Origin of the sequence: Trabulsiella odontotermitis, assembly GCF_030053895.1 — a bacterium.
GTDB lineage: Bacteria > Pseudomonadota > Gammaproteobacteria > Enterobacterales > Enterobacteriaceae > Trabulsiella > Trabulsiella odontotermitis_C.
The window spans coordinates 4,576,262-4,602,682 of record NZ_CP125781.1; the positions used below are offsets into that span (position 1 = coordinate 4,576,262).

Consider the following 26,421-nt stretch of genomic DNA (forward strand, 5'->3'; position numbering starts at 1 on the left):
TAGCCGGGCGGCGCAAGGTTGCCCGGCTAAAGCTGGTAAGGCGTCACAACACCTGGAATACCGGCAAAATCTTTAGTATTACGGGTGACCAGGCTGCGATTGTTGACCTGTGCAGTGGCAAGGATCAGCGCATCAGGCAATCGCATGCCATGGGTACGGCGCAGTTCGATGCTTTTTGCCGCAATGTCGCGGTTTATATCGATAATGTCGAATAATTCCAGCACCGCTTTGGTTCTCTCTTCATCACCATATTTCGGCACACCCACCATCACCTCAATCCAGGTAATGAGGCTAATCGCCCGTTGTGAGGGATATGCTTCAAGTGCGGCTATCGCAGCCTGCCGCCCGCTGAACAAATCAATCAAAATGTTGGTATCGAAGAGCGCTGAGCCGGACATGGTTACCACTCCTCACGCAGCTTTCGTTCGTACTCGAGACCATCCACCACGCCGTCGCCCCATAACCCGAGCGCATCGCTCAGCGCGGTACGGTTTTGCCTTTCCAGATATTGTTCCACCGCCTCCCGCAGCAGCTCTGCCCGTGGCAGTTTGCGTCGCTGTTTGAGATCGTCGAGCCGCTTAATAACATCATCAGAAAGATCCAGAAGAATTCTGCCCATATCGATTCCTGCAACCATGCTCATATATCACTCCAGTATATCATCTGTGTTTAATTTTCAGACAAGATACTGAGCGAAAAACAGGAAAAGAAGCGTTCTGCATAATAAAATTCGCTTCTGCGAGGCGCTTTCCAGAATTCCGCCTGTCACTCCTCTTCGTTACCGCCCTCTTCCAGCGGCCCAAAGGGTTTTGCGGGCAGTACGATGTAAATCCCTTCAAAAATGGCGCCGAGTTTGTCGTCTCCGTACATTTCTACCTGCAGTTGTACGCGCGCTTTGCGGCCACGCGCCAGACGATCGAGATCGCCGCTGAGTGAGCCGAGATCAGCAATCGACATCGGGCGGCCGCTGATCGGCTGGCTGTAACGAATATGCGCGTCGGCCAGAATGATGGTTCCGCCGAGGTGGCGCTCGCGCAGCATCAGCCAGATGAGCCCCCAGCCGGTCAGTGTCGCGAGGGAGAACAGACTGCCGGCAAACAGCGTGTGGTGCGGATTCTGATTGCCGGTTTCCGGCATGGTGGTGATAAATTTCTGCCCGGTGTATTGATGAATGCGCACACCCATTTTCTCGCTGAGCGGAATGTGTTGATACCATGCCTGCTGCAACTGCCCGCACCAGTCACCACGATGCAGAATATCATCCAGCGTGGCGACCGGTTTGATCATCAAAAAGTGGCGAACCGGCGTGGTTTGCGGCGTCGTGATCTCACCCTGATTAACAAAACCGAGCTTCGCGAAAAACGCGACGGCATCTTCTCTTGCGCTACAGGTGACGCGCTTGACCCCTTCCTGACGGGCCACCGATTCCAGCGTCATCGCCATCAGCGTGCCCAGGCCTTTATCCTGTACGGAAGGATGCACAGCCATAAAGCGGATCGACGCTTCGTTATCCGCATTGATATAAACGCGCCCGACGGCGACCAGTTTGCCATCCTCATCGACAACCATTTGATGATGCGCCATGGCATCCCAGGCGTCTCGTTCTGAGCCTTTCGGCTGATGCAGCGGCTTGCGCAGCATTTCCCAGCGGAACTGGTAGTAGCTTTCTAATTCTTCTTCTGTTTGCGGTACACGAAGGTGATACATAGCGGCACTCTCTTTTGCGGCCCGCGACCAGCCAGTAAGCTGGCTCATATCTGCAACCAGAACGTCACGGGACCATCGTTGACCAGCGAAACCTGCATATCCGCAGCAAATCGCCCGGTTTGCGTATTCATTTCCTGCTGGCGGCAGCGCGCCACAAAATACTCATACAGGGCTTCTGCGCGCTCCGGCGAAGCGCCTTTCGAGAAACCCGGACGCATCCCGCGTTCTGTATCGGCAGCCAGCGTAAACTGCGACACGACCAGCACGCTGCCCCCCGCCTGTTGTACATTCAGATTCATTTTGCCGTCCGCATCGCTGAAGATGCGGTATCCCAGGACGCGCTCACATAAGCGGTTCGCTTTTTGCTCGTCGTCTTCCCTTTCGACACCGAGCAGCACCAAAAGTCCTGGGCCGATTTCACCCGTCACTTCATCCTCCACGGTGACGCTGGCACGGGTTACGCGTTGAATTAATGCGATCATGGTTCTTCTGCTTCTTGTTGTTCTGCGGCTAATTTAAGTTTGCGATACTCACCGAGAGTGACAGTAATTTCTGCGCCAAGCAAGACGATACACCAGGTCCAGTAAACCCAGACAAAGAGGATCGGCACGACGGCAAGCACGCCATAAATCAGCTGATACGAGGGAAACATGGTGATGTAAAGGGCAAATCCTTTCTTGCCAAGCTCAAACAGGAGCGCGGCGACAAACGCCCCCGCAATCGCATCGCGATTGGGAACGCGCGTGGTCGGGACGACACTGTACAGCAGCCAGAAAGCGAGCCATGAAAGGATGAGCGGGAAAATCCGCAGGACATCATCAATCACGCTGTTGAAATCGCTGGCCCAGCGCAGCGACAGCAAATAGGAGCTGATGGCAAGGCTGGCGCCAGCCAGCAGCGGGCCGAGCGTTAAAATCATCCAGTAAATTGCGAACGAATAAACACGAGGCCGCACGCGTGTGCTGCGCCAGATGACATTGAGCGCGCTGTCGATGGAATACATCAACAGTAAGGAGGTGACGATCAAACCACAGGCGCCAACGGCGGTCATCTTGTTGGAGTTCGCCACGAACTGTTCGATATAGCGCTGAATGACATCACCGGTCGTCGGCAGGAAGTTGGCAAAAATGAAATGGCGCAACTGGATACTGACGTCGGAGAACATGGGAAATGCCGCGAACAGCGCGAACACAACCGCGACGAGCGGTACCAGAGAAAGCAAAGAGACATAAGCGAGGTTCCCCGCCAGTGTCGTCATATTATCTTCATCAATACGATGCCAGAGCAGCCTGAGCCATGCGGTCAGCGGCCCTGTTCGTGCTTTGGCTTTTTGATGAACGGTTTTTAACATAGCTGTTTCGCAAAATAGTGCGGGATAGTTTCTTTGTCGGTAACCAGGATGGTGGTGATCCCCAACTGGTCGGCCCCTTCTATATTATCGGCGTTATCATCAAAGAAGACCGCATCGGCAGCCGCATAGCCTTCCAGTTCCAGCACTTTCTGGTAGATCCGCGCTTCAGGTTTGCGCATCCCCATTTCCTGGGAGAGATAAATGTGGTCTGCTGCCTGGCGGACTTCCGGATATTCATCTGGCCAGAACGTGGTATGTAACCGGTTAGTGTTGGACAGCACCACCACACGATGCCCCTGCTCGCGCAGCTTATGCATAATCTCAATTACTTCCGGGCGAAGCGCGACAAAGATAGCCTGCCAGCCATGGGAAAACTGCTCATAGCTGAGCGGCAGATCCATTTCGAGACATAGTTTCTCAGCAAACACTTCATCGCTGATTTCACCGCGTTCATGCTGGTGAAATGCCTCACCCATCGTAAATTTCTGCTTGATCGTTGCCAGCGGAACACGCGTGAAATCGCTCCAGGCCCCCATAACACGGTTGAAGTCGATATCGACAATCACGTTTCCTAAATCAAAGATATAGAGCATTTTTGTCCCCTTTCACGCCGTGGAAGATTAACTGTAGCGGGAAAGAGAGGGTTTGACTATGCACTACCCGATACGGTGAAAGATTTTACTTTCCAGAAACAAACTTGCAGGCAAAGCATGCCCGGTGTTTACTCGTCACAACGCACAGATGGTTGAATAACACTCATTATTGCGAAAACTTACACAACACCCTTCTGTTTAGTAAAACTGATAAATGCATCCTTCGTTGTCTCGGTTCAGCGCAAAGAAATTGTGCAACTGGTTCTGAGGATTCCCGGAATAGTGTGAAAAAAACGTATGCTCTCAGCGCAGAATAAACATTACTGTTACATTGAAATTCAGATAACCATTTAAGATCGCTGCTTATATTATCAACTTTTCTCCATTTAAGAAATACAATAAATTGCTTAAAATACAATAGATTAGATGTGAAATTCTGTATTTAAAATTTATTTCATGTTTAATAATAAGAATTCATTACAGCTTTTTATTTTTTAAATTTATATTGATTACCGACACAGAGAGAGGCAACGTCAAAACATGATGTCTGTCGCAGTCCTGTCGCTATCTACGATATTATTTTTAGCAATTAGTGCTATTGCACGATTTAATCAAAATCAGGCAATTTTGTATAAAATTCCTGGGTAAGAGGGGAAAATTCCTGCATCAAAGACAGGTAATAACCTATTAAAACATTGTATACCGCTTCATATTTAAGAAGTGGCATGAGAATTTCTTTCTTTAGTGATTGCAATCCGTAATTAACCATCGAGCGAATAAAATGTATCTGGATTGACACATTTATTTGCCAATGAAATATTTGAAACCTAAGAAACGACAGGAGTCGCTTTGAATGATGAAAAAGTCGAATCAAACTGTTCGCTGTATTAGTTGTGAATTGTCCTGTCAATTATATCCGGATAATACAGTTCGATCACATTATTGCAGCAATGCAACATTTTCTATTTGGCCAGAGGGCAATAACTTCCTGAAGTCAGGTGTTATTGGTAAATTATTACTTGAGAATCAAAATCATTTATCCAGTGGTTTTGTGTTTGTTGATTTTTCGTTCCCTAATCTACGCTATTTTGCCGATCAGGAGTGGGTCGACCATCTGGCAGAGACAGGGATGCACATTGTCATTATTGCTGATAAGAGTCTGATGCCGCTTGCGAACTACTGGCTGACGAAGAGCAATAAAATACAGGGGATAATCTATGCTGACGATGATGAATTCATCCAGCAGCAAAAGATCCGTCGCCTGTTTACGGGACGACTTGCCAACACCAAGCGTGGGCGTACGCTCAATTTCGCTGAGTTTACCCTGCTCAAACGCTTTATGTCGGGTGCAAGCATCCAACAGATCATCAGGATTGATAATATCGATGTGAAGAAAGTTTATGTTCATAAACTTCGTCTTGAGCAAAAGCTGGGGCACAGCATCCATAAAATCATCTCTCATGTCCTGTAGGGTTCAGCATTCGCATCTCCCATCGGCGCTTGAATAGCGCTTAAGCAATCCTTTGCTTAGGCGCTATCCCGCTGAGTCCTTTAGCAAATAGTGCTATGTTAAGCGTTATTTACTAATCAGAATTTATAGAGAATATATCCAGTATATGGAAATAAATTCCTATCTGTTTTTAACCGATGGCAGATAAAACATGCATATATCATCACCACCAGGAAAAAAGATAAGAATTTATATCAGTGTAAAGTTTTAGCTTCACTAGCCTGATGCGAAATATTTATTAAGCATATTGACACATTCTTTTACCGATGAAATATTGCGCTTAAGGAACTAAGTAAATCACTTATAGCGATTTACACAGATTTTTATAAAATTAGTCCGATAAGGATTAATAGCATTCCGTTTGGAATTTAGTAAGAACCCTCGGCATGTTATTAATCCACTGATTTCTCTTACTATTATTAATAACTATTCTGCGTGGTGCATCGCTACCGCGTGGGTAAGTATTTGCCTAATAAACCAGGATATCAAATTCAACGAGCATCGTTCACTTAATTCGATCACTGCTAATTAAACAACTGGAATACCACATGTTTTCAACGTGGTGAAACCCTACATTGGAAGGCTAGAGGTAATTATGCCGTATCCTAAGAAATATTCTCGAATTGCTGTTGCAATCTCAACAGCGCTTGCGTCTATGGTCTTTTCCGCGCAAGCGTCATATATAGATTTTGACAGTTTACCGACCTCTGGGTCGATAACCGATTTGCCCGCTGAGATTCAGGCACTGATCCCGACGGGTGCGAACTCGCAATTTACCAAAATCACCACGCCGCCCTCTAACTATGTCTATAAATGGGACATGGAGGCGATTCCTGTTTATGGTGATGGTGTGACGCTGACTGGGCCAGGGATGGAGGCTTTTGAACATACCATTATGGTGCTCCAGAACTCCGCGTCGGGAAGCCCTGGTGTGATTTTTGGTGATGATCTGACCATCAAAACCCAGTCCAAAAACGCTGCAAACAACGGTACAGATGTTGACGGTATCCGTACGCATGGTGCAAACACACCAAACAACCCGGTGTTCATCATTACTGGTGATCGGACCCAAATCTTCGTGGATGGTCAATCCGGTGACGGCATCAACGCCGGTTACAACGCACGTAACCAGGGCGAGATTGGCTCAGCGAATATTTATGTCGGCAATGAATTATATATAAAAACGACAGGTTTTCAGGGGCGAGGCATCACAGCAAACGCGATGAAAGATGCCAGTCAGGCGAAAAACCAGATTATCGTCGGCGATCATGCGCACATTGTCACCACCGGTGGCAGCGCTGAAGGCATTCGAACAGGGCAGAGTGGCTCTTCTGTTCGTCTGGGTAATGATGCAATCATTGAAACATCAGGATCCTCCTCAAACGCTGTTTATGCTGCCACATCGTCAAAAATAGACATTGGAAATAGTGCAACTGTTGATACAACAGGAGATTACGCAAACGCTGTAAATGCGGTTTCCGCTTCAATGATCAACATTGGAAATGATGCCACAATTACGACGCTCGGTCAGAATGCATCCGCAGCTTACTCATCAGGCACTTCATCTACTGTTTCGTTGGGAGAAAACGCAACATTATCCGTGGATGGTGCCAGTTCACATGGGGTCTATGCTTACACGGGAACGGTGAATGTCGGAAATAACGCCAATATCACCGTTAAAGGGACAACCAAAGCCAGTGGCTTTGCCACCAAATCCCCGTCAGGGTTATATGCCATTTCCCGCGGCAAAATTAACCTGGCCGGCGGCGCAGCGATCACCATGGCGGGCACCAATAGCGATCAAGTCTATGCCATGAACGCAGAAACCGGTGGGGTGATTGATGCCTCAGTCGGAGGTCAATTTACGATCAAGGGTGACATTCTGGCAAATGGCGGTGTTGTCGCCAGTGGAGCAAACCCTGCACAAAACAGTACCATCACACTGAACATGATGGATGGCTCCCTGTGGAACGGGGCTTCCTATATTACTGACGCTGCCGCCGGAACCGGGGTGATTGATCTCTCCATGACCAACGCCAGCTGGAACATGACTGACAGTTCCACCGTGACCAACCTGACGCTTAACGACGGCAGTACGGTGAACTTCCAGCATGCGGCAGACAGTGCGACCTGGCAAACGCTGACAGTCAATAAAGATTTTGTCGGTAACGGCGGTACGGTTCGCTTTAATACGGTGCTGTTTGACGATGATTCGAAAACAGACCTGATGCATGTGAAGGGCAATACCTCCGGTAATGCAAAAGTCGCTGTGGAAAACATCGGCGGTACCGGCTCGCAAACCATTGAAGGGATCAAGGTTATTAAAGTTGATGGTTCCTCCGATGGCGTATTCGCCAAAGCAGGTCGTATCGTTGCCGGTGCCTATGATTATGACGTGGTGAAAAAAGGCAACGACTGGTTCCTGACCAGTGCGCTGACACCAGATGATCCGGTACCACCAGAACCACCGGTACCACCAGAACCACCGGTGCCGCCCGAACCACCGGTACCACCAGAACCACCGGTGCCGCCAGAACCGCCAGTACCACCAGTACCACCTGCACCGCCAGCACCACCGGAAGGTCCGCGTCAGGTGCGTCCGGAAGGAGGCAGCTATCTGGCCAACAACTATGCGGCTAATACGCTGTTTATGACCCGACTGCATGATCGCCTGGGTGAAACCCAGTATACCGATGTGCTGACTGGCGAAGAAAAAGTCACCAGCATGTGGATGCGTAACGTCGGTAACCATAACCGCTTCAAAGACAGCAGCGGCACGTTAACCACCCGAAGCAACAGCTATGTCCTGCAGATGGGTGGTGACCTGGCGCAGTGGAGCACCGACGGTCTCGACCGCTGGCATCTGGGGGCAATGGCAGGCTACGCGAACAGCTCTAACCACACGAAGTCGAAGCTGAATGGCTACGCTTCACGTGGTGAAGTGTCGGGTTATAGCGTTGGGCTGTACGGCACCTGGTATGCCAACGAAGCGGATAAAACCGGTACCTATGTGGATACCTGGGCGCTGTACAACTGGTTTAATAACAAGGTTACTGGTCAGGACAGACCGACCGAAGAGTATGATTCCAGTGGTCTCACCGCCTCTGTTGAAGCCGGTTACAGCTTCCGGGTCGCTGAAAGCGAGAACTTCAGCTACTGGATCCAACCGAAAGCGCAGCTGGTGTGGATGGACGTGCAGGCTGACGATCATCGCGAGAAAAACGGTACCCGCATTAAGGACGAAACTGACGGTAATCTGATGACCCGTCTGGGCGTCAGAGCACAGATGAACAGCAAACAACCTGAAGGCGTTGAAAATGCACGCGGCTTCCAGCCGTTCATTGAAGCGAACTGGATCCACAACACGCAGGATCAAAGCGTGCGGATGGATGACACGAGCGTCGATATGCGCGGTGCGAAAAACATTGGTGAGCTGAAAATCGGTGTGGAAGGGCAGATTACGCCACGTCTGACGATGTGGGGCAACGTTGCTCAACAGGTCGGTGAGAAGAGCTACAGCAATACCCAGGGCATGCTGGGCATTAAATACAGCTTCTGATTGCCGCGAGACCGCTAAAAGAAAACCCCAGGCATTGCCTGGGGTTTTTTATCTGAGAGCGTGTTAATTACTCTTCTTTCGCGCCACGGTTAGCACGGCGACGATCGTTTTCCGTCAGATGACGTTTACGAATACGGATAGACGTCGGGGTGACTTCAACCAGTTCATCATCATCAATGAACTCCAGCGCCTGCTCGAGCGTCATTTTAATCGGCGGAACCAGCACGGTGGCTTCATCCGTCCCTGACGCACGCATGTTAGTCAGTTTCTTACCCGTCAGGCAGTTAACCGTCAGGTCGTTAGAACGGCTGTGAATACCGATGATCTGGCCTTCATACACTTCTGCACCGTGACCCAGGAACAGCTTACCGCGATCCTGCAGACCGAACAGCGCAAACGCAACCGCTTTACCCTGACCGTTGGAGATCAGTACGCCGTTCTGACGCTGGCCCACATCGCCCGCACGAATATCATCGTAGTGGCTGAAGGTGGAATACAGCAGACCGGTACCAGAAGTCATGGTCATGAACTCAGAGCGGAAGCCGATCAGGCCACGGCTTGGGATCACGTAGTCGAGACGTACGCGGCCTTTACCATCCGGATTCATATTTTTGAGATCGCCTTTACGCTCGCCGAGCGCCTGCATCACAGAACCCTGATGCTGCTCTTCAACATCCAGCGTGACGTTTTCGAACGGTTCCTGACGACGACCGTCGATTTCGCGGAAAATCACTTTCGGACGGGAAACCGCCAGCTCGAAACCTTCACGGCGCATGTTTTCAATCAGAACGGACAGGTGCAGTTCACCACGGCCAGACACGCGGAACGCGTCTGCGTCTGCGGTTTCTTCAACGCGCAGCGCAACGTTGTGCACCAGTTCTTTGTTCAGACGGTCCAGAATCTGACGGGACGTAACGTATTTACCTTCTTTACCGCAGAACGGTGAGGTGTTTACGCAGAAGAACATAGAAACGGTCGGTTCATCAACGGACAGTGCCGGCAGCGCTTCCACCGCCTGCGTATCGCAGATGGTATCGGAGATGTTCAGTTCGCCAAGACCGGTGATCGCGATGATATCGCCAGCTTCCGCAACATCGGCTTCAATACGTTCCAGACCCAGATGGCCCAGCACTTTACCGACTTTACCGTTACGGGTTTTACCTTCGCTATCAACGATAGTGACCTGCTGGTTCGGCTTCACTTTACCGCGCTTAATACGACCGATGCCGATAACACCCACATAGTTGTTGTAATCAAGCTGGGAGATCTGCATCTGGAACGGACCGTCAAGGTCAACGTTCGGCGACGGTACGTGATCGACAATCGCCTGGTACAGCGGGGTCATGTCTTCAGCCATGTCTTCGTGATCCAGACCGGCAATACCGTTCAGCGCAGAGGCGTAAACGATAGGGAAGTCCAGTTGCTCGTCGGTGGCGTCGAGGTTAACGAACAGGTCGAACACCTGATCCACAACCCAGTCAGGACGCGCGCCAGGACGGTCAACTTTGTTGATAACGACGATAGGTTTCAGGCCATGGGCAAAGGCTTTTTTGGTCACGAAGCGCGTTTGCGGCATCGGGCCGTCAAAAGCGTCAACCACCAGCAGCACAGAGTCAACCATGGACATTACACGCTCAACCTCACCTCCGAAGTCGGCGTGCCCGGGGGTATCAACGATGTTGATACGGTAATCATTCCATTTGATTGCGGTGTTTTTCGCGAGGATGGTAATCCCACGCTCTTTCTCCAAATCGTTGGAGTCCATCACACGCTCTTGTGTTTCAGCACGTTCGTCGAACGTACCAGATTGCTGCAGCAGCTTGTCAACCAGGGTCGTTTTACCATGGTCAACGTGCGCAATGATGGCGATGTTACGCAGATTTTCGATCACAACTTTGCCTCAGGCATTAGAAATAGCGCGTTATTGTACACGTATTAATCGAAGGACTAAACAGGATCACAAACATCCTCCGCAAACAAGTATTGCAGAGTTGCTTTGTGATCGCTTTCACGGAGTAGTAAAAGGGCGTTAAAACACAAATTGCACCAATATGGTGCTTAATGTTCACATTGAAGCACTATACTGGTGCAATCCAACGGTCATGGTGCAACCCTTTTGCACTATGGTGCGCATGATACAGCCTTTTGGGGGGTATTTAAAAGTTGGCACAGTTTTCGCTTTGATATTTTTACGGCAACAACGCCATTTAGACGCAGTGTTATGTAGTTCGTTACCACGACGACAATGACCAATCCGGGAGAGTTTAAGTATGTCCGCTGAACATGTATTGACGATGCTGAATGAGCACGAAGTGAAGTTTGTCGATCTGCGCTTCACCGACACCAAAGGTAAAGAACAGCACGTCACCATTCCGGCTCATCAGGTAAATGCTGAATTCTTCGAAGAAGGCAAAATGTTTGATGGCTCCTCGATTGGCGGCTGGAAAGGCATTAACGAATCAGACATGGTGCTGATGCCTGACCACACCACCGCGGTCATTGACCCGTTCTACGAAGAACCGACACTGATCATCCGTTGCGATATCCTCGAACCAGGCACACTGCAGGGTTACGATCGCGACCCGCGTTCCATCGCCAAGCGCGCTGAAGAATACCTGCGCTCCACGGGCATCGCAGACACCGTGCTGTTCGGGCCAGAGCCGGAATTCTTCCTGTTTGACGACGTCCGCTTCGGCAGTTCCATCTCCGGTTCTCACGTGTCTATCGACGATATCGAAGGCGCCTGGAACTCCGCCACCAAATATGAAGGTGGTAACAAAGGTCACCGTCCTGGCGTGAAAGGCGGTTACTTCCCGGTTCCGCCGGTAGACTCTTCACAGGACATCCGTTCCACCATGTGTATGGTGATGGAAGAGATGGGCCTGGTGGTTGAAGCGCACCATCATGAAGTCGCAACCGCAGGTCAGAACGAAGTGGCGACCCGCTTTAACACCATGACCAAAAAAGCGGACGAAATTCAGATCTACAAATATGTTGTGCACAACGTTGCGCACCGTTTCGGCAAGACCGCGACCTTTATGCCAAAACCGATGTTTGGCGATAACGGCTCCGGTATGCATTGCCATATGTCACTGGCTAAAAACGGCACCAACCTGTTCTCTGGCGACAAATACGCTGGTCTGTCTGAAACCGCGCTGTACTACATCGGCGGCGTAATCAAACACGCAAAAGCGATCAACGCCCTGTCTAACCCGACCACCAACTCCTACAAGCGTCTGGTCCCGGGTTATGAAGCACCAGTGATGCTGGCCTACTCCGCACGTAACCGTTCTGCTTCCATCCGTATTCCGGTGGTAGCCAGCCCGAAAGCACGTCGTATCGAAGTGCGTTTCCCGGATCCGGCTGCAAACCCGTACCTGTGCTTCGCTGCACTGCTGATGGCAGGCCTTGACGGTATCAAGAACAAAATCCATCCGGGCGAAGCCATGGATAAAAACCTGTACGACCTGCCGCCGGAAGAGGCGAAAGAGATCCCACAGGTTGCTGGCTCTCTGGAAGAAGCACTGAACGAACTGAATGCAGACCGTGAATTCCTGACAGCGGGCGGCGTGTTCACCGATGAAGCCATCGATGCCTACATCGCGCTGCGTCTGGAAGAAAACGATCGCGTTCGCATGACACCGCACCCGGTTGAGTTTGAGCTGTATTACAGCGTTTAACAGTATCTTAAAAATCTGATGAATTTTGCGTTGCTACGCGAAAGACACAGAGAATTTTTAGTTGCCGTGGAAACTTTTAGCCCATCTCATGATGGGCTTTTTTCACCACCAACGAGCTGATATCACGCGCTTTTTATCCATTAAACGCTATACTGCACTAAAATGGTGCACACTCCTGGAGGACTGCTGAATGGCAACAGGCATGCTGCCCGATGCTGGGCAGATCCTTAATTCGTTAATCAACAGCATATTACTGGTTGATGACGACCTGGCGATACATTACGCCAACCCGGCGGCACAACAGCTGCTGGCCCAAAGCTCACGCAAGCTCTTCGGTACGCCGCTGCCGGAATTGCTGACCTGGTTCTCATTGAATATCAACCTGATGCAGGAAAGCCTGCGCGCTGGCCAGGGGTTTACAGATAACGAAGTCACGCTGGTGATCGATGGTCGCTCGCATGTCCTCTCCTTAACCGCTCAGCGCCTGCCTGATGGCTATATCCTGCTGGAAATGTCGCCGATGGATAATCAACGTCGACTGAGCCAGGAACAGTTACAACACGCTCAGCAGGTAGCTGCGCGCGATCTGGTTCGCGGTCTGGCGCATGAAATCAAAAATCCGTTGGGCGGATTACGCGGCGCGGCGCAACTGCTCAGTAAAGCCCTGCCCGATCCCTCACTGGGCGAATATACGCAGGTGATTATCGAGCAGGCAGACCGGCTGCGTAATCTGGTGGATCGCCTGCTGGGACCGCAACAGCCCGGCATGCATGTGACGGACAGCATTCATAAAGTGGCTGAGCGGGTAGTGAATCTGGTCTCCATGGAGCTGCCAGCTAACGTGCAACTGGTGCGCGATTACGATCCAAGCCTGCCGGAATTCCCGCACGACCCCGACCAGATTGAGCAGGTATTGCTGAATATTGTCCGCAATGCGTTGCAGGCGCTGGGACCGACCGGGGGCGAAATTATTCTCCGCACCCGCACGGCGTTTCAGTTCACCCTTCACGGCGAGCGCCATCGTCTGGCGGCGCGTATTGATGTGGAAGATAACGGCCCCGGCATTCCGGCGTATCTGCAGGATACGCTGTTTTACCCGATGGTCAGCGGTCGCGAAGGCGGAACGGGGTTGGGATTATCCATCGCCCGTAACCTGATTGATCAACACTCCGGCAAAATTGAATTCACCAGTTGGCCGGGCCATACCGAGTTTTCGGTTTACCTGCCAATTCGGAAATAGAGGGGTTAGTTTATGCAACGAGGGATTGCCTGGATTGTTGACGACGATAGCTCTATCCGCTGGGTGCTTGAACGCGCGCTCACGGGCGCAGGTCTGACATGTGCCACATTTGAAAGCGGTAATGAGGTGCTTAACGCGCTGGCGACGAAAACCCCGGATGTGCTGCTCTCGGATATCCGGATGCCGGGCATGGACGGGCTGGCGCTGCTCAAGCAGATTAAACAGCGCCACCCGATGCTCCCGGTCATCATAATGACCGCCCATTCCGATCTGGATGCCGCGGTAAGCGCCTACCAGCAGGGGGCGTTCGATTACTTACCCAAGCCGTTTGATATCGATGAAGCCGTCGCGCTGGTTGAACGCGCCATCAGCCATTATCAGGAACAACAGCAGCCGCGTAATGTGCAGGTGAACGGCCCGACCACCGATATTATTGGTGAAGCGCCCGCCATGCAGGATGTGTTCCGCATTATTGGCCGCCTGTCGCGTTCGTCGATCAGCGTGCTGATTAATGGTGAATCCGGCACCGGTAAAGAGCTGGTCGCCCACGCGCTGCACCGCCATAGCCCGCGCGCCAAATCGCCTTTTATCGCGCTGAACATGGCGGCTATCCCAAAAGATCTCATCGAGTCTGAGTTATTTGGTCATGAGAAAGGCGCGTTCACCGGCGCCAACACTGTGCGCCAGGGCCGTTTCGAGCAGGCCGACGGCGGCACGCTGTTTCTTGATGAAATCGGCGATATGCCGCTGGATGTACAGACGCGTTTGCTGCGTGTGCTGGCTGACGGGCAGTTTTACCGCGTCGGCGGTTATGCGCCAGTGAAAGTGGATGTCCGTATTATTGCCGCCACGCACCAGAATCTGGAACTGCGCGTGCAGGAAGGCAAATTCCGCGAAGATTTGTTCCATCGTCTGAACGTCATTCGGGTGCATTTGCCACCGTTGCGTGAACGTCGGGAAGATATTCCCCGCCTGGCGCGCCATTTCCTGCAAATCGCCGCACGTGAACTGGGCGTTGAAGCCAAACAGTTGCATGCAGAAACCGAAGCGGCGCTGACGCGTCTCGCCTGGCCGGGCAATGTGCGCCAGTTAGAAAACACCTGTCGCTGGTTGACGGTGATGGCTGCCGGTCAGGAAGTGCTGATTCAGGATCTGCCTGGCGAACTGTTCGAAACCACCGTACCGGAAAGTCCGACACATGCGTTAACGGACAGCTGGGCGACACTGCTGGCACAGTGGGCAGACCGGGCGTTGCGTTCCGGTCATCAAAATTTGCTGTCGGAAGCGCAACCGGAGATGGAACGCACGCTGTTAACCACTGCGTTGCGCCATACGCAAGGGCATAAACAGGAAGCCGCCCGCCTGTTAGGCTGGGGGCGCAACACGCTGACGCGCAAATTAAAAGAGCTGGGGATGGAGTAATCTCCGACGGAATGTAAAGAATAGCGGCATGGCGCAAAGTGCAGTTATTTTGCGCTTTACTGTTCCGATGAGTTGGGTATGATCTTGCGCGGCAACGCAGGGGGTTATCATGCTTGAATCATTGATCAATCTGGTGTCGAGCGGCGCAGTCGACAGCCATACGCCACAAACGGCGGTGGCCGCGTTGCTCTGTGCGGCACTGGTCGGATTGTTTAGCTAGTTGAGGCCCGGGAACGGGCCTCAAACGCTTAAATAACCCGCGAGAACTGCTGCAGACGTGCTTTCTGACGCAGATACGCGTCAAAGCACATGCAGATATTGCGGATCAGCAGGCGCCCTTTTGGCGTCACCTGAATGCCCTGCGCATCGACATCCACCAGCCCGTCTTTCGCCAGCGGCGCGAGCAGTTTTAAATCTTCCGCAAAGTAATCCTGGAAATCCACATCCCACTGTTTTTCGACAGCGGCAAAATCAAGCCGGAAGTTACAGATCAGCGCCTTGATCACGTCACGACGTATACAATCATCTTCTGTTAACGCAATGCCACGCCACAGGGCATTGCCAACGTCATCCACCTGCTGGTAATAGTGCTTCAGCTCTTTCTGGTTCTGCGCGTAACAGTCGCCGATCATGCTGATAGCGGAAACGCCCATACCCAGCAGATCGGTATCGCCCTGGGTGGTGTAACCCTGGAAATTGCGGTGCAGAACGCCGTTGCGTTGCGCCACCGCCAGCTCATCGTCAGGACGCGCGAAGTGATCCATGCCGATAAACTGATAACCCGTGCGGGTCAGTGAGGCGATGGTTTCCTGCAGAATATCCAGTTTTTGCTGTGCGGAGGGGAGATCAGCATCTTTAATTTTGCGCTGCGCCGCAAACAGCGTCGGTAGGTGTGCGTAGTTAAAGACGCTCAGACGATCAGGATTCAGCTCCGCCACACGGTTCAGCGTGAAGGCAAAACTTTCCGGCGTCTGCTTCGGCAAACCATAAATCAGGTCAATATTCGTGGAAGTAAAACCAATCTCACGCGCGTGATTCAGCAGCGCAAAAATAAAAGTTTCATCCTGCTCGCGATTCACCAGACGCTGAACTTCTTTATTAAAATCCTGCACGCCCATGCTCAGGCGGTTAAAACCTTCCGTACGGAGGTGATCGAGCACGTCGAGTTCAATCTCGCGCGGATCCACTTCGATAGAAATTTCAGCGTCGGCATTAAACTGGAAATGGCTGCGCAACAGCGCCATCAGACGGCTGATTTGCGCCTTGTTGAGGTAGGTTGGCGTGCCGCCGCCCCAGTGCAGCTGGCTGACATGACGCCCGGCAAACAGCGGCGCGCGGTGGCGGATTTCCTGCTCCAGCGCGTCGAGGTATTGATCGGCCTTATGCTGCTGACGGGTCACTATCTTGTTGCAGCCGCAGAAATAGCAGAGCTTGTGGCAGAACGGAATGTGAACATACAACGACAGCGGGCGGTTCGGGTATTTCGCCACCGCCTGCATAAAGTCGGACTCGCCGAAGTTTTCATTAAACTCCAGCGCGGTCGGATACGACGTATAACGCGGCCCTGAATAGTTGTATTTCTGGATCAGGGCCAGATCCCAGTCGATTAATTGCTCAGACATGCTCACTCCTTCCGATGGTATCGCTGGCGGGTACGACGCACCGCTCTGCCCGAATGACGGTTCAGAAGCCGGTTGCGCAGCCACTTCTGCTGCTGCGACAACCTTCGTAGTTTAACGAATAACCACGCCAGATAACATATAACCGGAAGGGTTATAAGCAGGACAATAAAACCGACGGGATGCAAATGTTAGTTTCCGCCTTTCAACAAGCGCATCATATCTTCTTTGCCGTCGTCTTCGTCCTCTTCCTCGTCGTCATCGTAGGACAGACCCAGTTGCTGCATCAGCTCATCAATACGATCCAGTTTGGCATCCACCCAGGACTGCTCTTCAGCATTCAGGGTTTCACCCTCTTCCAGACGTTCCAGCAGCGCATCCAGGCGCTCATCAGTTTCCAGCATATCCAGCTCAGCCTGCGGTGAAAGCATAGGTTTCTCGCTCTGTGGTTTGTGCTGCTTTTTGGTCACTGGCGCGTCGGTAACGCCCAGCGCGATAGGTTTTTTGCTGCCAATTCGTGGATCTTTTTGCTGCTGTTGTTTTTTCGACGATGAAGCATCTGCTCCGCCACTCGCACGGCTGCCCGGCGTGTGACCACGATGTTTTTTCTCGCGTTTACGGTCGCGGGCTTCCTGATTCAGATCTTCGCGCGTTTTACGGCGGTTTTTTGCCGGTGCTTTACCGCGCGGTGCGGATGTCGGTTTTTTCATGATTGTGGGTCTTTACGCTGTTTTTTTCAGTATAGAATTGAGGCGGAATCTAGCAGAATCCGCACAAAGAAAAAAGGCGACAGAGTAATCTGCCGCCTTTTTCTTGACTCACAACCCATACGGGTTTTACATTCCATGTCCGCTAACGACGAACCCTGTCTTTCCCTTAGCGTGAACGTTCCGTGTTTTTGTTCCTTTTCCTTACACTAACGTCTCCGGACGTTTTGTCTTCCTGACAATCCTTTCGTCTTCGCCTCCTGGCGCTCCTGACCCTCGTCCTGAGTCTGTTATCCAACGGCGTCCTCTCCGTTGAAAGCTACTTTACCGTGTTCAGGGAAACTAACAAGTCAAAAAATAGCCAAATCCGTTTTTTCGGATTTTATCTCATAATTAAGCCATTGATTTTTATCATTAATGAGATTTACTCCCCTAAGGGTTTTCTTAGATTTCCTATAGGTACACGGGCAATAATCTTACAGTGACGCGGGCACTTTCCGACACCCTCATCAAGGGAAAAACAGCGTTTTCCCCCGGTTCAGGTATAATCCCCGCCATAACATGAATTAACGGAGACGACCGTTTTGGCAAATTACAATTATCAACTGACGCGTTTTGTCACCAGCGCGCCAGATATTCGCCACTTACCCGAAGATACCGGGATCGAAGTGGCGTTTGCAGGCCGCTCCAACGCGGGTAAATCCAGCGCCCTGAATACGCTGACCAATCAGAAAAACCTGGCGCGCACCTCAAAAACGCCAGGCCGTACGCAGTTGATCAACCTGTTCGAAACGGCAGAAGGTAAGCGTCTGGTTGACCTGCCGGGCTATGGTTATGCCCAGGTCCCGGAAGAGATGAAGCGGAAATGGCAACGCGCGCTGGGTGAATATCTGGAAAAACGCCTGTGCCTGAAAGGTCTGGTGGTGTTGATGGACATCCGTCATCCACTGAAAGATCTCGATCAGCAGATGATTGAGTGGGCGGTAGACAGCAACATTCCGGTACTGGTTCTGCTGACGAAAGCCGACAAGCTGGCCAGCGGTGCGCGTAAGTCACAACTCAATATGGTTCGCGAAGCGGTGATCGCCTTTAACGGTGACGTGCAGGTGGAAGCGTTCTCCTCCCTGAAAAAACAGGGCGTGGATAAGCTTCGCCAGAAACTGGATAGCTGGTTTAGCGACATTCCACCGGAAGAGGTGGCTGAAGAATAATACTAAGCGCGGCACTGTCCGCGCTTTTTCTTTGGCACAATAAAAAACGCCCCAGTCACAAGTGACTGGGGCGGCTAAATATTCAGCCAAATCCGATTACGTGAAGTAAAAGGTCTGAAAGATAGAACATCTTACCTCTGTACCCTACGCGAATAACTCTACTCTTTTTTGTGCGCGTAACAAAGCACTTTTTGTAGTTTTTTTTCATTGTTTACATAGCAAATTCTAATAACCATCACAAAAAGCGATAAGTTATGTTGCTAAGTTACAAAAAATCGCGCTCAGGATAGTCTTTTTAGTGAGCCTGATCCCAGTTCGCTCCACTGCCCACTTCCACCAGCAGCGGAACATCCAACGTCGTACTGTTTTCCATCAGCTCGTGAATTTTCTTCGATACCGCCTCAAGCTCATCTTTATGCACTTCGAACACCAGTTCATCGTGTACCTGCATGATCATACGCACGCGCGGCTGCTCTTTTTGCAGCCAGGCGTCCACGGCAATCATCGCACGCTTAATGATGTCTGCGGCGGTTCCCTGCATTGGCGCGTTAATCGCAGCGCGTTCCGCACCGGCGCGACGCGCCGCGTTGCTGGATTTGATGTCCGGCAGATAGAGGCGACGCCCTTCCAGGGTTTCAACGTAGCCCATCTCTTTCGCCTGTGCACGAGTGCGCTCCATATATTCCAGTACGCCAGGGTAACGCTCGAAGTAGAGATCCATATACTTCTGCGACTCTTTGCGCGGGATATTGAGCTGACGGGACAAGCCAAACGCGCTCATGCCGTAGATCAGCCCAAAGTTGATCGCCTTCGCACTGCGACGCTGTTCGCTGCTGACACTCTCCAGCGGCAAACCAAACACTTCCGCCGCCGTGGCGCGGTGAATGTCTTTACCCTCGGCAAATGCTTTCAGCAAACCCTTGTCGCGAGAGAGGTGCGCCATGATGCGCAACTCAATCTGCGAGTAGTCGGCGGAAACAATCAGGTAGTCGTCCGGGGCAATAAATGCCTGACGGATGCGGCGCCCTTCATCATTACGCACAGGGATGTTTTGCAGGTTCGGATCGGTGGAAGATAAACGCCCGGTCGCTGTCACCGCCTGATGATAGGAGGTATGCACACGGCTGGTTTTCGGACTGATCATTAACGGCAGCTTATCGGTATAGGTCGATTTCAGCTTCGCCAGGCCGCGATATTCCAGAATCACTTTCGGCAGCGGGTAATCCAGCGCCAGCTCTTCCAGCACCTCTTCCGACGTCGACGGCGCGCCACCAGGCGTTTTCTTCAGCGGCTTGATGCCCTGTTTTTCAAACAGGATAGTCTGCAACTGCTTGGTAGAAGAGAGGTTAAACGGCTCTCCGGCGATGTCGTGTGCCTTTTGCTCCAGTTCGACCAGCCGTTTGGCTATCTCTTCGGAATGCTTGTGCAGCACCACAGGGTCGATTTTTACCCCGTTACGCTCAACGCGCGAAAGCACCGGCACCAGAGGCATTTCAATGTTCCGGAAGACATTCAGCGGCCCTTTGTCCAGCTGTAGTTTCGGCCACATTTTCAGGTGCAGTTGCAGGGTGACGTCTGCGTCTTCCGCTGCATAGCGACCCGCCTCTTCAAGCGCAATCTGATTAAAAGTGAGCTGATTTTTGCCCTTACCGGCAATCTCTTCAAAGGTGATGGTTTTATGTTTCAGCCAGCGATCGGAGAGGCTGTCCATGTCATGACGCCCCGCAACGCTGTCCAGCGTGTACGATTCCAGCATTGTGTCAAACGCAATACCGCGCAGTTCAATGCCGTAATTCTGCAGGATCCCCCGGTCGTATTTCAGGTTCTGCCCCACTTTCAGGCTCTTTTCGTCTTCCAGAAGCGGTTTTAATAATTCCAGTACCCGATCGCGTGGGATCTGCGCTGGCGCGTCGAGATAATCATGGGCGACCGGCACATACGCGGCAACACCAGGTTCCGTCGCAAACGAGAGCCCGACCATATTGGCGCTGACGTTATCCAGACTGTCTGTTTCGGTATCGAAAGCAAAGAGCGGCGCTTCCTTCAGTTTTTCGATCCAGCTTTTGAGCGTCTCTTCATCAAGGATAGTGACATAATGTTCGGCTGACAGCGTGGAGGCAGGCGCTTCAGGCTCAGCCTCGATCACCAGCGTTTCCTGTGGTTTTGTCGCAGGTCTGGCGCCTTTGGCCTGCAACCACTTACCCGCTTCGACGTCTGCCGTCCAGCGTTTGAATTCATATTTCCTGAACAGGCTCAGCAACTCATCGGCGATCGGCTGCTGGACTTCCAGCTGTTCACAGGTCAGCTCCAGTTCAACATCTGTCTTGATGGTGGCCAACTGGTAAGAGAGTCGGGCCATCTCTTCATTCTGTTGCAACTTCGCCGCCATAGTTTTCGCGCCACGGAAGGTCAGCCCGGCGATTTTTTCCGGCTCAGCAAACAGCGTATCCAGACCGCCTAAGCCCTGCAGCAACGCCTGTGCTGTTTTTTCGCCAACGCCCGGCACGCCAGGGATGTTATCTGAGGAATCCCCCATCAGCGCGAGGAAATCAATAATCAGCTCCGGCGGCACGCCATACTTCGTTACCACCTCTTCAGGGCCAAGGATAGTGTTGGTCATGGTATTGATAAGCGTGATACCAGGCGTGACCAGCTGGGCCATGTCTTTATCGCCGGTGCTGATCAGCACCGGGCGGCCAATTTTTTCGGCTTCGCGCGCCAGAGTGCCGATAACGTCATCCGCTTCTACACCGGAGACCGCCATCAGCGGTAATCCCATCGCTTTTACCATTGCATGCAGCGGTTCGATCTGCGCACGCAGATCGTCCGGCATTGGCGGGCGATGTGATTTGTAATGTTCAAACAGTTCGTCACGGAAGGTTTTTCCCTTCGCATCAAAGACCACTGCCGCATGGGTTGGTTGATATTGCATGATCAGGCTGCGCAACATGTTCAGCACACCATACATCGCTCCGGTGGGTTCGCCTGCACTGTTCGTCAGCGGAGGAAACGCATGATACGCCCGGTAGAGGTAGGAAGAGCCATCAACAAGAATGAGTGGGTTTTGAGGGATCTGAACCATAATTTCCATGCCTGTTTTTCAGAATAGGGGTAAAGGATGCCACAGACAGACTGAAAACATGAATTTTTCGCCGTAATTGTTGAGAAGTTTTGCAGATCCAGAAGATCGCTCGCAAAACTCGCCTGTGGATAAGTTTGTGTATAGATTTGTGATGACTAATAAAACCATAGTCACAACGTCACGAGGGATTAAATTAAGTCAAATATTTCAATAAATTACAATATGATCAACCCGCTATAAAACAAAACGATGACAATTTGTTCCATGTGGATATAAGTAATATTTATTTTTCTCGCCCGCGAAGCCCCATCATAGTGTGCATTTTCTGATAAAATCAGCCCCTTGTGCCGGTACTCTGTGCACGTTATGTGGCTAACTATCTGAAATAATGAACTATGTCGAGATTACTCGCTTCTGTAACGCTCCTGTTTAGCGTTATTCTTACTATTCTGGTCACAGTGCTGTGTTCCGTGCCAATCATCCTTGCCGGGATGATTAAACTTCTTTTGCCCATTCCCGCCGTCTGGCGTTCGATCTCCGCTTTTTGCAACTTCATGATGTACTGCTGGTGTGAAGGTCTGGCGATGCTATTGCACCTCAATCCGTGGCTAAAATGGGATATCGAAGGGCTTGAAGGGCTGAATAAAAAAAACTGGTATCTACTGATTTGTAACCATCACAGCTGGGCTGATATCGTGGTCCTGTGCGTGTTGTTTCGCAAGCATATTCCGATGAATAAATACTTCCTGAAACAGCAGCTGGCGTGGGTGCCTTTTATCGGTCTCGCGTGTTGGGCGCTGGATATGCCTTTTATGCGTCGGTATTCCAGAAGCTATCTGATTCGTCATCCGGAACGTCGTGGGAAAGATGTTGAAACCACGCGCCGTTCGTGTGAGAAATTTCGCGCGCATCCCACAACGATTGTGAATTTTGTGGAAGGCTCCCGCTTTACGGAAGAGAAAAAACACCAGACGCGCTCGCCATATAATAACCTGTTACCACCCAAAGCGGCGGGCATTGCCATGGCGTTAAATGTACTGGGCTCGCAATTCGATAAGCTGTTAAACGTCACGCTGTGCTACCCGGAAAATGATAAAACGCCATTCTTCGATATGATTTCCGGTCGGTTAACGCGGATCGTTGTGCGCATCAATATGGAGCCCGTGGCCGGAGATTTGCACGGTGACTACGTTAACGATAAGAACTTTAAGCGCCGTTTCCAGCTGTGGCTGAATACCTTGTGGAACGAAAAAGATATTCAGATAGAAGCAATTAAATCTACCTGTAAAAACGCCGGTCAATGACCGGCGTTTTTTTTATTTCTTCTCAACCAGCTGTTTCGCTGTGTCGGCATACTGCTGAACGAAAATATCCATGCTGCTGGTATCCATGCCCTGCGGATTCAGCTGATATTTACCGTTGACGAACATCGCCGGAACGCCCTGCAGCTGGAAATCCGCCGCTGCTTTTTCCTGCTGAGCAACCAGAGATTTCACCACAAAGCTGTTCCACGCTGCGTCATATTCTTCGCCTTTCACGCCAGCATCAATGAAGACTTTACGGATATCTGCGGCACTTTGCACAATCTGAGTTTTCTGCACAGCTTCAAACATCGGTGCGGTGATTTTATCTTCTACGCCCAGCGCCATCGCGACAGCCCATGCCTGGGTCATCTCTTTACCCAACGGTCCGAGGAATTCGACGTGATATTTGGTCATTTTGGTGCCTTCCGGCAGCTTTTTCTTCACGGTATCGGAAACGTGGAGCACTTCCTCAAACTGGTAGCAGTGCGGGCAATAAAAGGAGAAGAACTCGAGTACCTGAGGCTCTCCTGCAACCGGTTTATCGAGGGTAGTGTATTGTTTACCGTCGGTGATCTGCGCTGCGGATGCGCTAAATGCCAGAATCATACCGGCCAGCGCCAGCCAAATTTTATTCATGATGTCATTCTCTCCTGAAATATCAAATTAATACATTGGCGTTAATTGAAGAGGGGGTTCTTGCAGAACCTTCACCTGCTCGATAAAAGTTGCAGTCTGCTTACGCCAGTAATCTTCCCCGGTTAACCACGGAAAATTTCTGGAAAATGCAGGATCGTCCCAGCGTCTGATCAACCATGCCAGATAGTAAACCATACGCATGGCACGTAAAGGTTCGATGAGGGCGATCTCATCGGTATTGAACGCGTTAAATTCTTCATACGCTTCAATAATCATTTCCAGTTGCATGCGCTGTTCGGCTCTGTCACCGTTTAGCAGCATCCATAAATCCTGTACAGCCGGACCGTTGCGGGCATCGTCGAGATCCACAAATAATGGGCCATCGTGCCAGAGAATATTTCCCGCATGGCAATCGCCATGTAAACGCAGGGTAGTAAACCGACCATGCCACTGCGCCATGACGGCATCAATGAGCGAATCGGTTGCAGCAAGAAAGGCGGCTTTTAAGCCGCGAGGAATAAGGAGCGCAGTTTCGAAAATCTGGCGTGGCTCAATCAGATACTCCTTAACACCAATATCCGGCCGGGCCGCGAAGCGTTTTTTACGCCCCGTTTGATGTATCCGGCCAAGATAACGTCCTACCCATTCCATTTGGTCGAGATTATCCGATTCAAACTGGCGTCCACCGAGGCTGGGAAATATGGCGTAATAAAAGCCCTCATGCGTCAGCAGGCTTTGATGGTTAAAGATGAGCGGTGCGGCAACAGGAACATCATCCTGCTGCAACTCCAGCGCAAACTGATGCTCTTCAAGGATTTGCTCTGCGGACCAGCGTTCAGGACGATAAAACTTCACCACGTAGCGGTGGCGATCTTCATCCTGGAATTGATAGACACGGTTCTCATAACTGTTCAAAGGTGTGAGACCGGAATCCACCCGAATCCCCTGTTCAAACAGCGCATCCATGATGGTATCCGGGTGAAGTGTCTGGAATGTAAAAGCCTTGTCGTTCATCCTGATTCCGAAAACAATACGAATAATTCAGGATATCATTTCACAGCAATTTCGGTGGCTCTGCTTACAAGGTTTTACTCTTTAATAACGCCGCGGGCGCGTAACAGCGCCGTTTTGAAATCTTCTTCGTAATCTTTTTGAATACCGGGAATGACGGCATCTTTGCTGGAGTCGCGCATTTTCAGGTGATAGATCAGAATATCATCGGATAAATCAGCCAGTTCACCGTCATAACCTGACTCCTTTGCCAGTTTCTGCAAAAATTGCATAAGATTCAGTTCCGGCTCTTTTTGCCAGGCTGGCTGGAGGAGTTCAATAACTTCGTTCAGACGTTTACATTTCATGGTCGTGCTCCTTACTCTTGAGAGAGACACGGTAACAGGGTCAATCCCACAATAAAAGAGGCGATACTGGTGAATGCATTGGGACCGGTGACCGGGGTGGTACTGGCAGGCGGAAAAGCGTCGCGCATGGGTGGTCAGGATAAAGGATTGTTGATGCTGAACGGCAAACCACTTTGGAAGCATGTCGCGGATACGCTGGCACCGCAGGTCTCGTCCGTGGTCATTAGCGCTAACCGTAATCTGGAAACCTATCAGGAAAGCGGTCTTCCGGTTATTCAGGACAGTCTGGTGGATTACCCCGGACCGCTAGCGGGTATGCTTTCGGTAATGCAACAATGCAGCGGTACTGAATGGTTCCTTTTTTGCCCTTGCGATACTCCTTATATTCCTCAGACATTGTTTGTAAGTCTGCAGGATAAACGACATGATGCGCCTGTTGTATGGGTTCACGATGGTGAACGCGATCATCCTGCCATCGCATTAATGCATCGCCGTGTTATTCCGAATCTGGAAGCTTATCTGGCGCGAGGTGAGCGCAGAGTAATGGTTTTCATGCGTGAAACCGGTGGGCATAGCGTGGATTTCAGTCACGTCAAAGCAGCGTTTGTGAACGTGAATACCCCGGAAGATCTGGTCCGCTGGCAGGAGCAGACATGATCCCCTTACTAGCGGTTGCAGCCTGGAGCGGAACAGGGAAAACCACACTACTCAAAAAACTTATTCCTGTATTGTGTGCAGCCGGTGTGCGTCCCGGGCTGATAAAACATACGCATCACGATATGGATGTCGATAAGCCTGGTAAAGACAGTTATGAATTACGCAAGGCAGGCGCCGCACAAACGATTGTGGCCAGCGCACAGCGCTGGGCGCTTATGACCGAAACACCGGAAGAACCAGAGCTGGATCTTACCTGGCTCGTCAGCAGAATGGATGCCTCAACGCTGGATCTGGTACTCGTTGAAGGATTTAAGCACGAAGCAGTGGCTAAAATAGTGCTTTTCAGAGAAGGTGGCGGACACGATGCGAAAGAATTAGTACTGGATGAGCATGTGATTGCCGTCGCCAGCGATATTCCTCTGGCGCTTCAGGTACCGGTTCTGGATTTAAACAGCATTGATGAGATTGCTGCGTTCATTCTGGAATGGTTAGAGCAACAACGCTGAAGGATTTTTAACGGACAAAAACGCAAAAAGGCCATCCTTCCGGATGGCCTCTTCACGTAATTAATGCCTGGCAGTGTCCTACTCTCACATGGGGAAGCCCCACACTACCATCGGCGCTACGGCGTTTCACTTCTGAGTTCGGCATGGGGTCAGGTGGGACCACCGCGCTAAAGCCGCCAGGCAAATTCTTGTGCTCAGTACGCAATAATTTATCGCATCCGCTGCGTTGGCTGCGCTCGTAAACTCAGTCACATACTTCTGTATGCTCCTTCCTTTCCT

Annotated in this window: 24 protein-coding genes and 1 rRNA gene; 10 read left to right on the forward strand and 15 right to left on the reverse strand. The window is 51.2% G+C overall.

Features of this window, described 5'->3' with window-relative positions; all coding sequences use genetic code 11:
- Nucleotides 1-26: 26 nt before the first annotated feature.
- The 6 genes from QMG90_RS21735 to yihX form a co-directional block, all read right to left on the reverse strand.
- On the reverse strand, nucleotides 27-398 hold the full coding sequence (locus QMG90_RS21735; RefSeq protein WP_283281879.1) for a type II toxin-antitoxin system VapC family toxin: 372 nt from the start codon (nucleotides 396-398) through the stop codon (nucleotides 27-29).
- 2 nt (nucleotides 399-400) lie between these two features.
- Nucleotides 401-643 (reverse strand): ribbon-helix-helix domain-containing protein, encoded by a 243-nt coding sequence (locus QMG90_RS21740; RefSeq protein ID WP_283281881.1) that lies wholly within the window; start codon nucleotides 641-643, stop codon nucleotides 401-403.
- Nucleotides 644-765: 122 nt separating this feature from the next.
- Entirely contained in the window at nucleotides 766-1,707 is a 942-nt protein-coding gene (gene fabY, locus QMG90_RS21745) for a fatty acid biosynthesis protein FabY (RefSeq protein WP_283284022.1), read from the reverse strand.
- 44 nt (nucleotides 1,708-1,751) lie between these two features.
- The gene (gene dtd, locus QMG90_RS21750; RefSeq protein WP_283281883.1) at nucleotides 1,752-2,189 is read right to left on the reverse strand and encodes a D-aminoacyl-tRNA deacylase; all 438 of its coding nucleotides are present in this window, start codon (nucleotides 2,187-2,189) and stop codon (nucleotides 1,752-1,754) included.
- Nucleotides 2,186-3,058 (reverse strand): virulence factor BrkB family protein, encoded by an 873-nt coding sequence (locus QMG90_RS21755; protein ID WP_283281885.1) that lies wholly within the window; start codon nucleotides 3,056-3,058, stop codon nucleotides 2,186-2,188. Before QMG90_RS21755 ends, dtd begins: the two co-directional genes overlap by 4 nt.
- Nucleotides 3,052-3,651, reverse strand: coding sequence for a glucose-1-phosphatase (yihX, locus tag QMG90_RS21760; protein WP_054180954.1), 600 nt, complete (start codon nucleotides 3,649-3,651; stop codon nucleotides 3,052-3,054). Before yihX ends, QMG90_RS21755 begins: the two co-directional genes overlap by 7 nt.
- 853 nt (nucleotides 3,652-4,504) lie before the next feature.
- Here yihX and QMG90_RS21765 point away from each other — a divergent pair.
- Together QMG90_RS21765 and QMG90_RS21770 are read left to right on the forward strand one after the other, a co-directional pair.
- On the forward strand, nucleotides 4,505-5,122 hold the full coding sequence (locus QMG90_RS21765) for a helix-turn-helix transcriptional regulator (protein ID WP_038161452.1): 618 nt from the start codon (nucleotides 4,505-4,507) through the stop codon (nucleotides 5,120-5,122).
- A 634-nt stretch (nucleotides 5,123-5,756) separates the two neighbouring features.
- Entirely contained in the window at nucleotides 5,757-8,720 is a 2,964-nt protein-coding gene (locus QMG90_RS21770) for an autotransporter outer membrane beta-barrel domain-containing protein (protein WP_283281889.1), read from the forward strand.
- Nucleotides 8,721-8,787: 67 nt separating this feature from the next.
- Here the strand turns inward: QMG90_RS21770 and typA are convergent, their stop codons facing one another.
- Nucleotides 8,788-10,611 (reverse strand): ribosome-dependent GTPase TypA, encoded by a 1,824-nt coding sequence (gene typA, locus QMG90_RS21775; protein WP_283281890.1) that lies wholly within the window; start codon nucleotides 10,609-10,611, stop codon nucleotides 8,788-8,790.
- 379 nt (nucleotides 10,612-10,990) lie between these two features.
- On the opposite strand from typA, the gene glnA reads away from it, so the two are divergent.
- The 4 genes from glnA (at nucleotide 10,991) to QMG90_RS21795 (ending at nucleotide 15,282) form a co-directional block, all read left to right on the forward strand.
- Nucleotides 10,991-12,400 carry a glutamate--ammonia ligase gene (glnA, locus tag QMG90_RS21780; RefSeq protein ID WP_283281892.1) on the forward strand — a complete coding sequence of 470 codons (1,410 nt, stop codon included), beginning with the start codon at nucleotides 10,991-10,993 and terminating at the stop codon, nucleotides 12,398-12,400.
- A gap of 190 nt (nucleotides 12,401-12,590) precedes the next feature.
- Nucleotides 12,591-13,640 carry a nitrogen regulation protein NR(II) gene (gene glnL, locus QMG90_RS21785; protein ID WP_283281894.1) on the forward strand — a complete coding sequence of 350 codons (1,050 nt, stop codon included), beginning with the start codon at nucleotides 12,591-12,593 and terminating at the stop codon, nucleotides 13,638-13,640.
- Between the two features lie 12 nt (nucleotides 13,641-13,652).
- A complete protein-coding gene (glnG, locus tag QMG90_RS21790; RefSeq protein WP_283281897.1) occupies nucleotides 13,653-15,062 on the forward strand; it encodes a nitrogen regulation protein NR(I) in 1,410 nt (469 codons plus the stop codon).
- Between the two features lie 109 nt (nucleotides 15,063-15,171).
- The gene (locus QMG90_RS21795) at nucleotides 15,172-15,282 is read left to right on the forward strand and encodes a YshB family small membrane protein (RefSeq protein ID WP_152958647.1); all 111 of its coding nucleotides are present in this window, start codon (nucleotides 15,172-15,174) and stop codon (nucleotides 15,280-15,282) included.
- Between the two features lie 28 nt (nucleotides 15,283-15,310).
- Here the strand turns inward: QMG90_RS21795 and hemN are convergent, their stop codons facing one another.
- The gene (gene hemN, locus QMG90_RS21800; RefSeq protein WP_283281899.1) at nucleotides 15,311-16,684 is read right to left on the reverse strand and encodes an oxygen-independent coproporphyrinogen III oxidase; all 1,374 of its coding nucleotides are present in this window, start codon (nucleotides 16,682-16,684) and stop codon (nucleotides 15,311-15,313) included.
- Nucleotides 16,685-16,872: 188 nt separating this feature from the next.
- Complete coding sequence (yihI, locus tag QMG90_RS21805; RefSeq protein ID WP_283281901.1) at nucleotides 16,873-17,391, reverse strand: Der GTPase-activating protein YihI; 519 nt, start codon at nucleotides 17,389-17,391, stop codon at nucleotides 16,873-16,875.
- A 581-nt stretch (nucleotides 17,392-17,972) separates the two neighbouring features.
- Here yihI and yihA point away from each other — a divergent pair.
- Nucleotides 17,973-18,599 (forward strand): ribosome biogenesis GTP-binding protein YihA/YsxC, encoded by a 627-nt coding sequence (gene yihA, locus QMG90_RS21810; RefSeq protein ID WP_283281903.1) that lies wholly within the window; start codon nucleotides 17,973-17,975, stop codon nucleotides 18,597-18,599.
- Between the two features lie 82 nt (nucleotides 18,600-18,681).
- Here the strand turns inward: yihA and spfP are convergent, their stop codons facing one another.
- Together spfP and polA are read right to left on the reverse strand one after the other, a co-directional pair.
- Nucleotides 18,682-18,729, reverse strand: coding sequence for a small protein SpfP (gene spfP, locus QMG90_RS22610; protein ID WP_071892919.1), 48 nt, complete (start codon nucleotides 18,727-18,729; stop codon nucleotides 18,682-18,684).
- A gap of 165 nt (nucleotides 18,730-18,894) precedes the next feature.
- Nucleotides 18,895-21,681: a DNA polymerase I gene (gene polA / locus QMG90_RS21815; protein ID WP_283281905.1), complete on the reverse strand. Its 2,787-nt coding sequence runs from the start codon at nucleotides 21,679-21,681 to the stop codon at nucleotides 18,895-18,897.
- A gap of 395 nt (nucleotides 21,682-22,076) precedes the next feature.
- Here polA and yihG point away from each other — a divergent pair, with 395 nt between their 5' ends.
- Nucleotides 22,077-22,985: a 1-acylglycerol-3-phosphate O-acyltransferase, YihG family gene (gene yihG, locus QMG90_RS21820; RefSeq protein ID WP_283281907.1), complete on the forward strand. Its 909-nt coding sequence runs from the start codon at nucleotides 22,077-22,079 to the stop codon at nucleotides 22,983-22,985.
- A gap of 12 nt (nucleotides 22,986-22,997) precedes the next feature.
- Here yihG and dsbA read toward each other — a convergent pair whose 3' ends face one another.
- The 3 genes from dsbA to QMG90_RS21835 all read right to left on the reverse strand — a co-directional run bounded on the left by dsbA (nucleotide 22,998) and on the right by QMG90_RS21835 (nucleotide 24,979).
- On the reverse strand, nucleotides 22,998-23,621 hold the full coding sequence (gene dsbA / locus QMG90_RS21825) for a thiol:disulfide interchange protein DsbA (protein ID WP_283281909.1): 624 nt from the start codon (nucleotides 23,619-23,621) through the stop codon (nucleotides 22,998-23,000).
- A gap of 27 nt (nucleotides 23,622-23,648) precedes the next feature.
- Entirely contained in the window at nucleotides 23,649-24,635 is a 987-nt protein-coding gene (locus QMG90_RS21830) for a serine/threonine protein kinase (RefSeq protein WP_283281911.1), read from the reverse strand.
- Between the two features lie 74 nt (nucleotides 24,636-24,709).
- Entirely contained in the window at nucleotides 24,710-24,979 is a 270-nt protein-coding gene (locus QMG90_RS21835; RefSeq protein WP_038161419.1) for a YihD family protein, read from the reverse strand.
- Between the two features lie 78 nt (nucleotides 24,980-25,057).
- Between QMG90_RS21835 and mobA the strand changes: the two genes are divergently transcribed.
- A complete protein-coding gene (mobA, locus tag QMG90_RS21840; RefSeq protein WP_283284023.1) occupies nucleotides 25,058-25,636 on the forward strand; it encodes a molybdenum cofactor guanylyltransferase MobA in 579 nt (192 codons plus the stop codon).
- Nucleotides 25,633-26,142, forward strand: coding sequence for a molybdopterin-guanine dinucleotide biosynthesis protein MobB (gene mobB / locus QMG90_RS21845; RefSeq protein ID WP_283281934.1), 510 nt, complete (start codon nucleotides 25,633-25,635; stop codon nucleotides 26,140-26,142). The genes mobA and mobB overlap by 4 nt, the downstream gene beginning before the upstream one ends.
- A 65-nt stretch (nucleotides 26,143-26,207) precedes the next feature.
- On the opposite strand, the gene rrf is transcribed toward mobB, so the two are convergent.
- Nucleotides 26,208-26,323: ribosomal RNA gene (rrf, locus tag QMG90_RS21850) — 5S ribosomal RNA — on the reverse strand.
- Nucleotides 26,324-26,421 lie beyond the last annotated feature (98 nt).

Coding starts and splice junctions, on each gene's coding strand:
- hemN (WP_283281899.1), bottom strand. CDS start 16,684: ATGTCTGAGCAATTAATCGACTGGGATCTGGCCCTGATCCAGAAATAC.
- yihX (WP_054180954.1), bottom strand. CDS start 3,651: ATGCTCTATATCTTTGATTTAGGAAACGTGATTGTCGATATCGACTTC.
- QMG90_RS21740 (WP_283281881.1), bottom strand. CDS start 643: ATGAGCATGGTTGCAGGAATCGATATGGGCAGAATTCTTCTGGATCTT.
- dtd (WP_283281883.1), bottom strand. CDS start 2,189: ATGATCGCATTAATTCAACGCGTAACCCGTGCCAGCGTCACCGTGGAG.
- glnL (WP_283281894.1), top strand. CDS start 12,591: ATGGCAACAGGCATGCTGCCCGATGCTGGGCAGATCCTTAATTCGTTA.
- mobB (WP_283281934.1), top strand. CDS start 25,633: ATGATCCCCTTACTAGCGGTTGCAGCCTGGAGCGGAACAGGGAAAACC.
- yihG (WP_283281907.1), top strand. CDS start 22,077: ATGTCGAGATTACTCGCTTCTGTAACGCTCCTGTTTAGCGTTATTCTT.
- QMG90_RS21735 (WP_283281879.1), bottom strand. CDS start 398: ATGTCCGGCTCAGCGCTCTTCGATACCAACATTTTGATTGATTTGTTC.
- QMG90_RS21835 (WP_038161419.1), bottom strand. CDS start 24,979: ATGAAATGTAAACGTCTGAACGAAGTTATTGAACTCCTCCAGCCAGCC.
- QMG90_RS21770 (WP_283281889.1), top strand. CDS start 5,757: ATGCCGTATCCTAAGAAATATTCTCGAATTGCTGTTGCAATCTCAACA.
- QMG90_RS21755 (WP_283281885.1), bottom strand. CDS start 3,058: ATGTTAAAAACCGTTCATCAAAAAGCCAAAGCACGAACAGGGCCGCTG.
- QMG90_RS21795 (WP_152958647.1), top strand. CDS start 15,172: ATGCTTGAATCATTGATCAATCTGGTGTCGAGCGGCGCAGTCGACAGC.
- glnA (WP_283281892.1), top strand. CDS start 10,991: ATGTCCGCTGAACATGTATTGACGATGCTGAATGAGCACGAAGTGAAG.
- polA (WP_283281905.1), bottom strand. CDS start 21,681: ATGGTTCAGATCCCTCAAAACCCACTCATTCTTGTTGATGGCTCTTCC.
- QMG90_RS21765 (WP_038161452.1), top strand. CDS start 4,505: ATGATGAAAAAGTCGAATCAAACTGTTCGCTGTATTAGTTGTGAATTG.
- QMG90_RS21830 (WP_283281911.1), bottom strand. CDS start 24,635: ATGAACGACAAGGCTTTTACATTCCAGACACTTCACCCGGATACCATC.
- glnG (WP_283281897.1), top strand. CDS start 13,653: ATGCAACGAGGGATTGCCTGGATTGTTGACGACGATAGCTCTATCCGC.
- yihI (WP_283281901.1), bottom strand. CDS start 17,391: ATGAAAAAACCGACATCCGCACCGCGCGGTAAAGCACCGGCAAAAAAC.
- dsbA (WP_283281909.1), bottom strand. CDS start 23,621: ATGAATAAAATTTGGCTGGCGCTGGCCGGTATGATTCTGGCATTTAGC.
- fabY (WP_283284022.1), bottom strand. CDS start 1,707: ATGTATCACCTTCGTGTACCGCAAACAGAAGAAGAATTAGAAAGCTAC.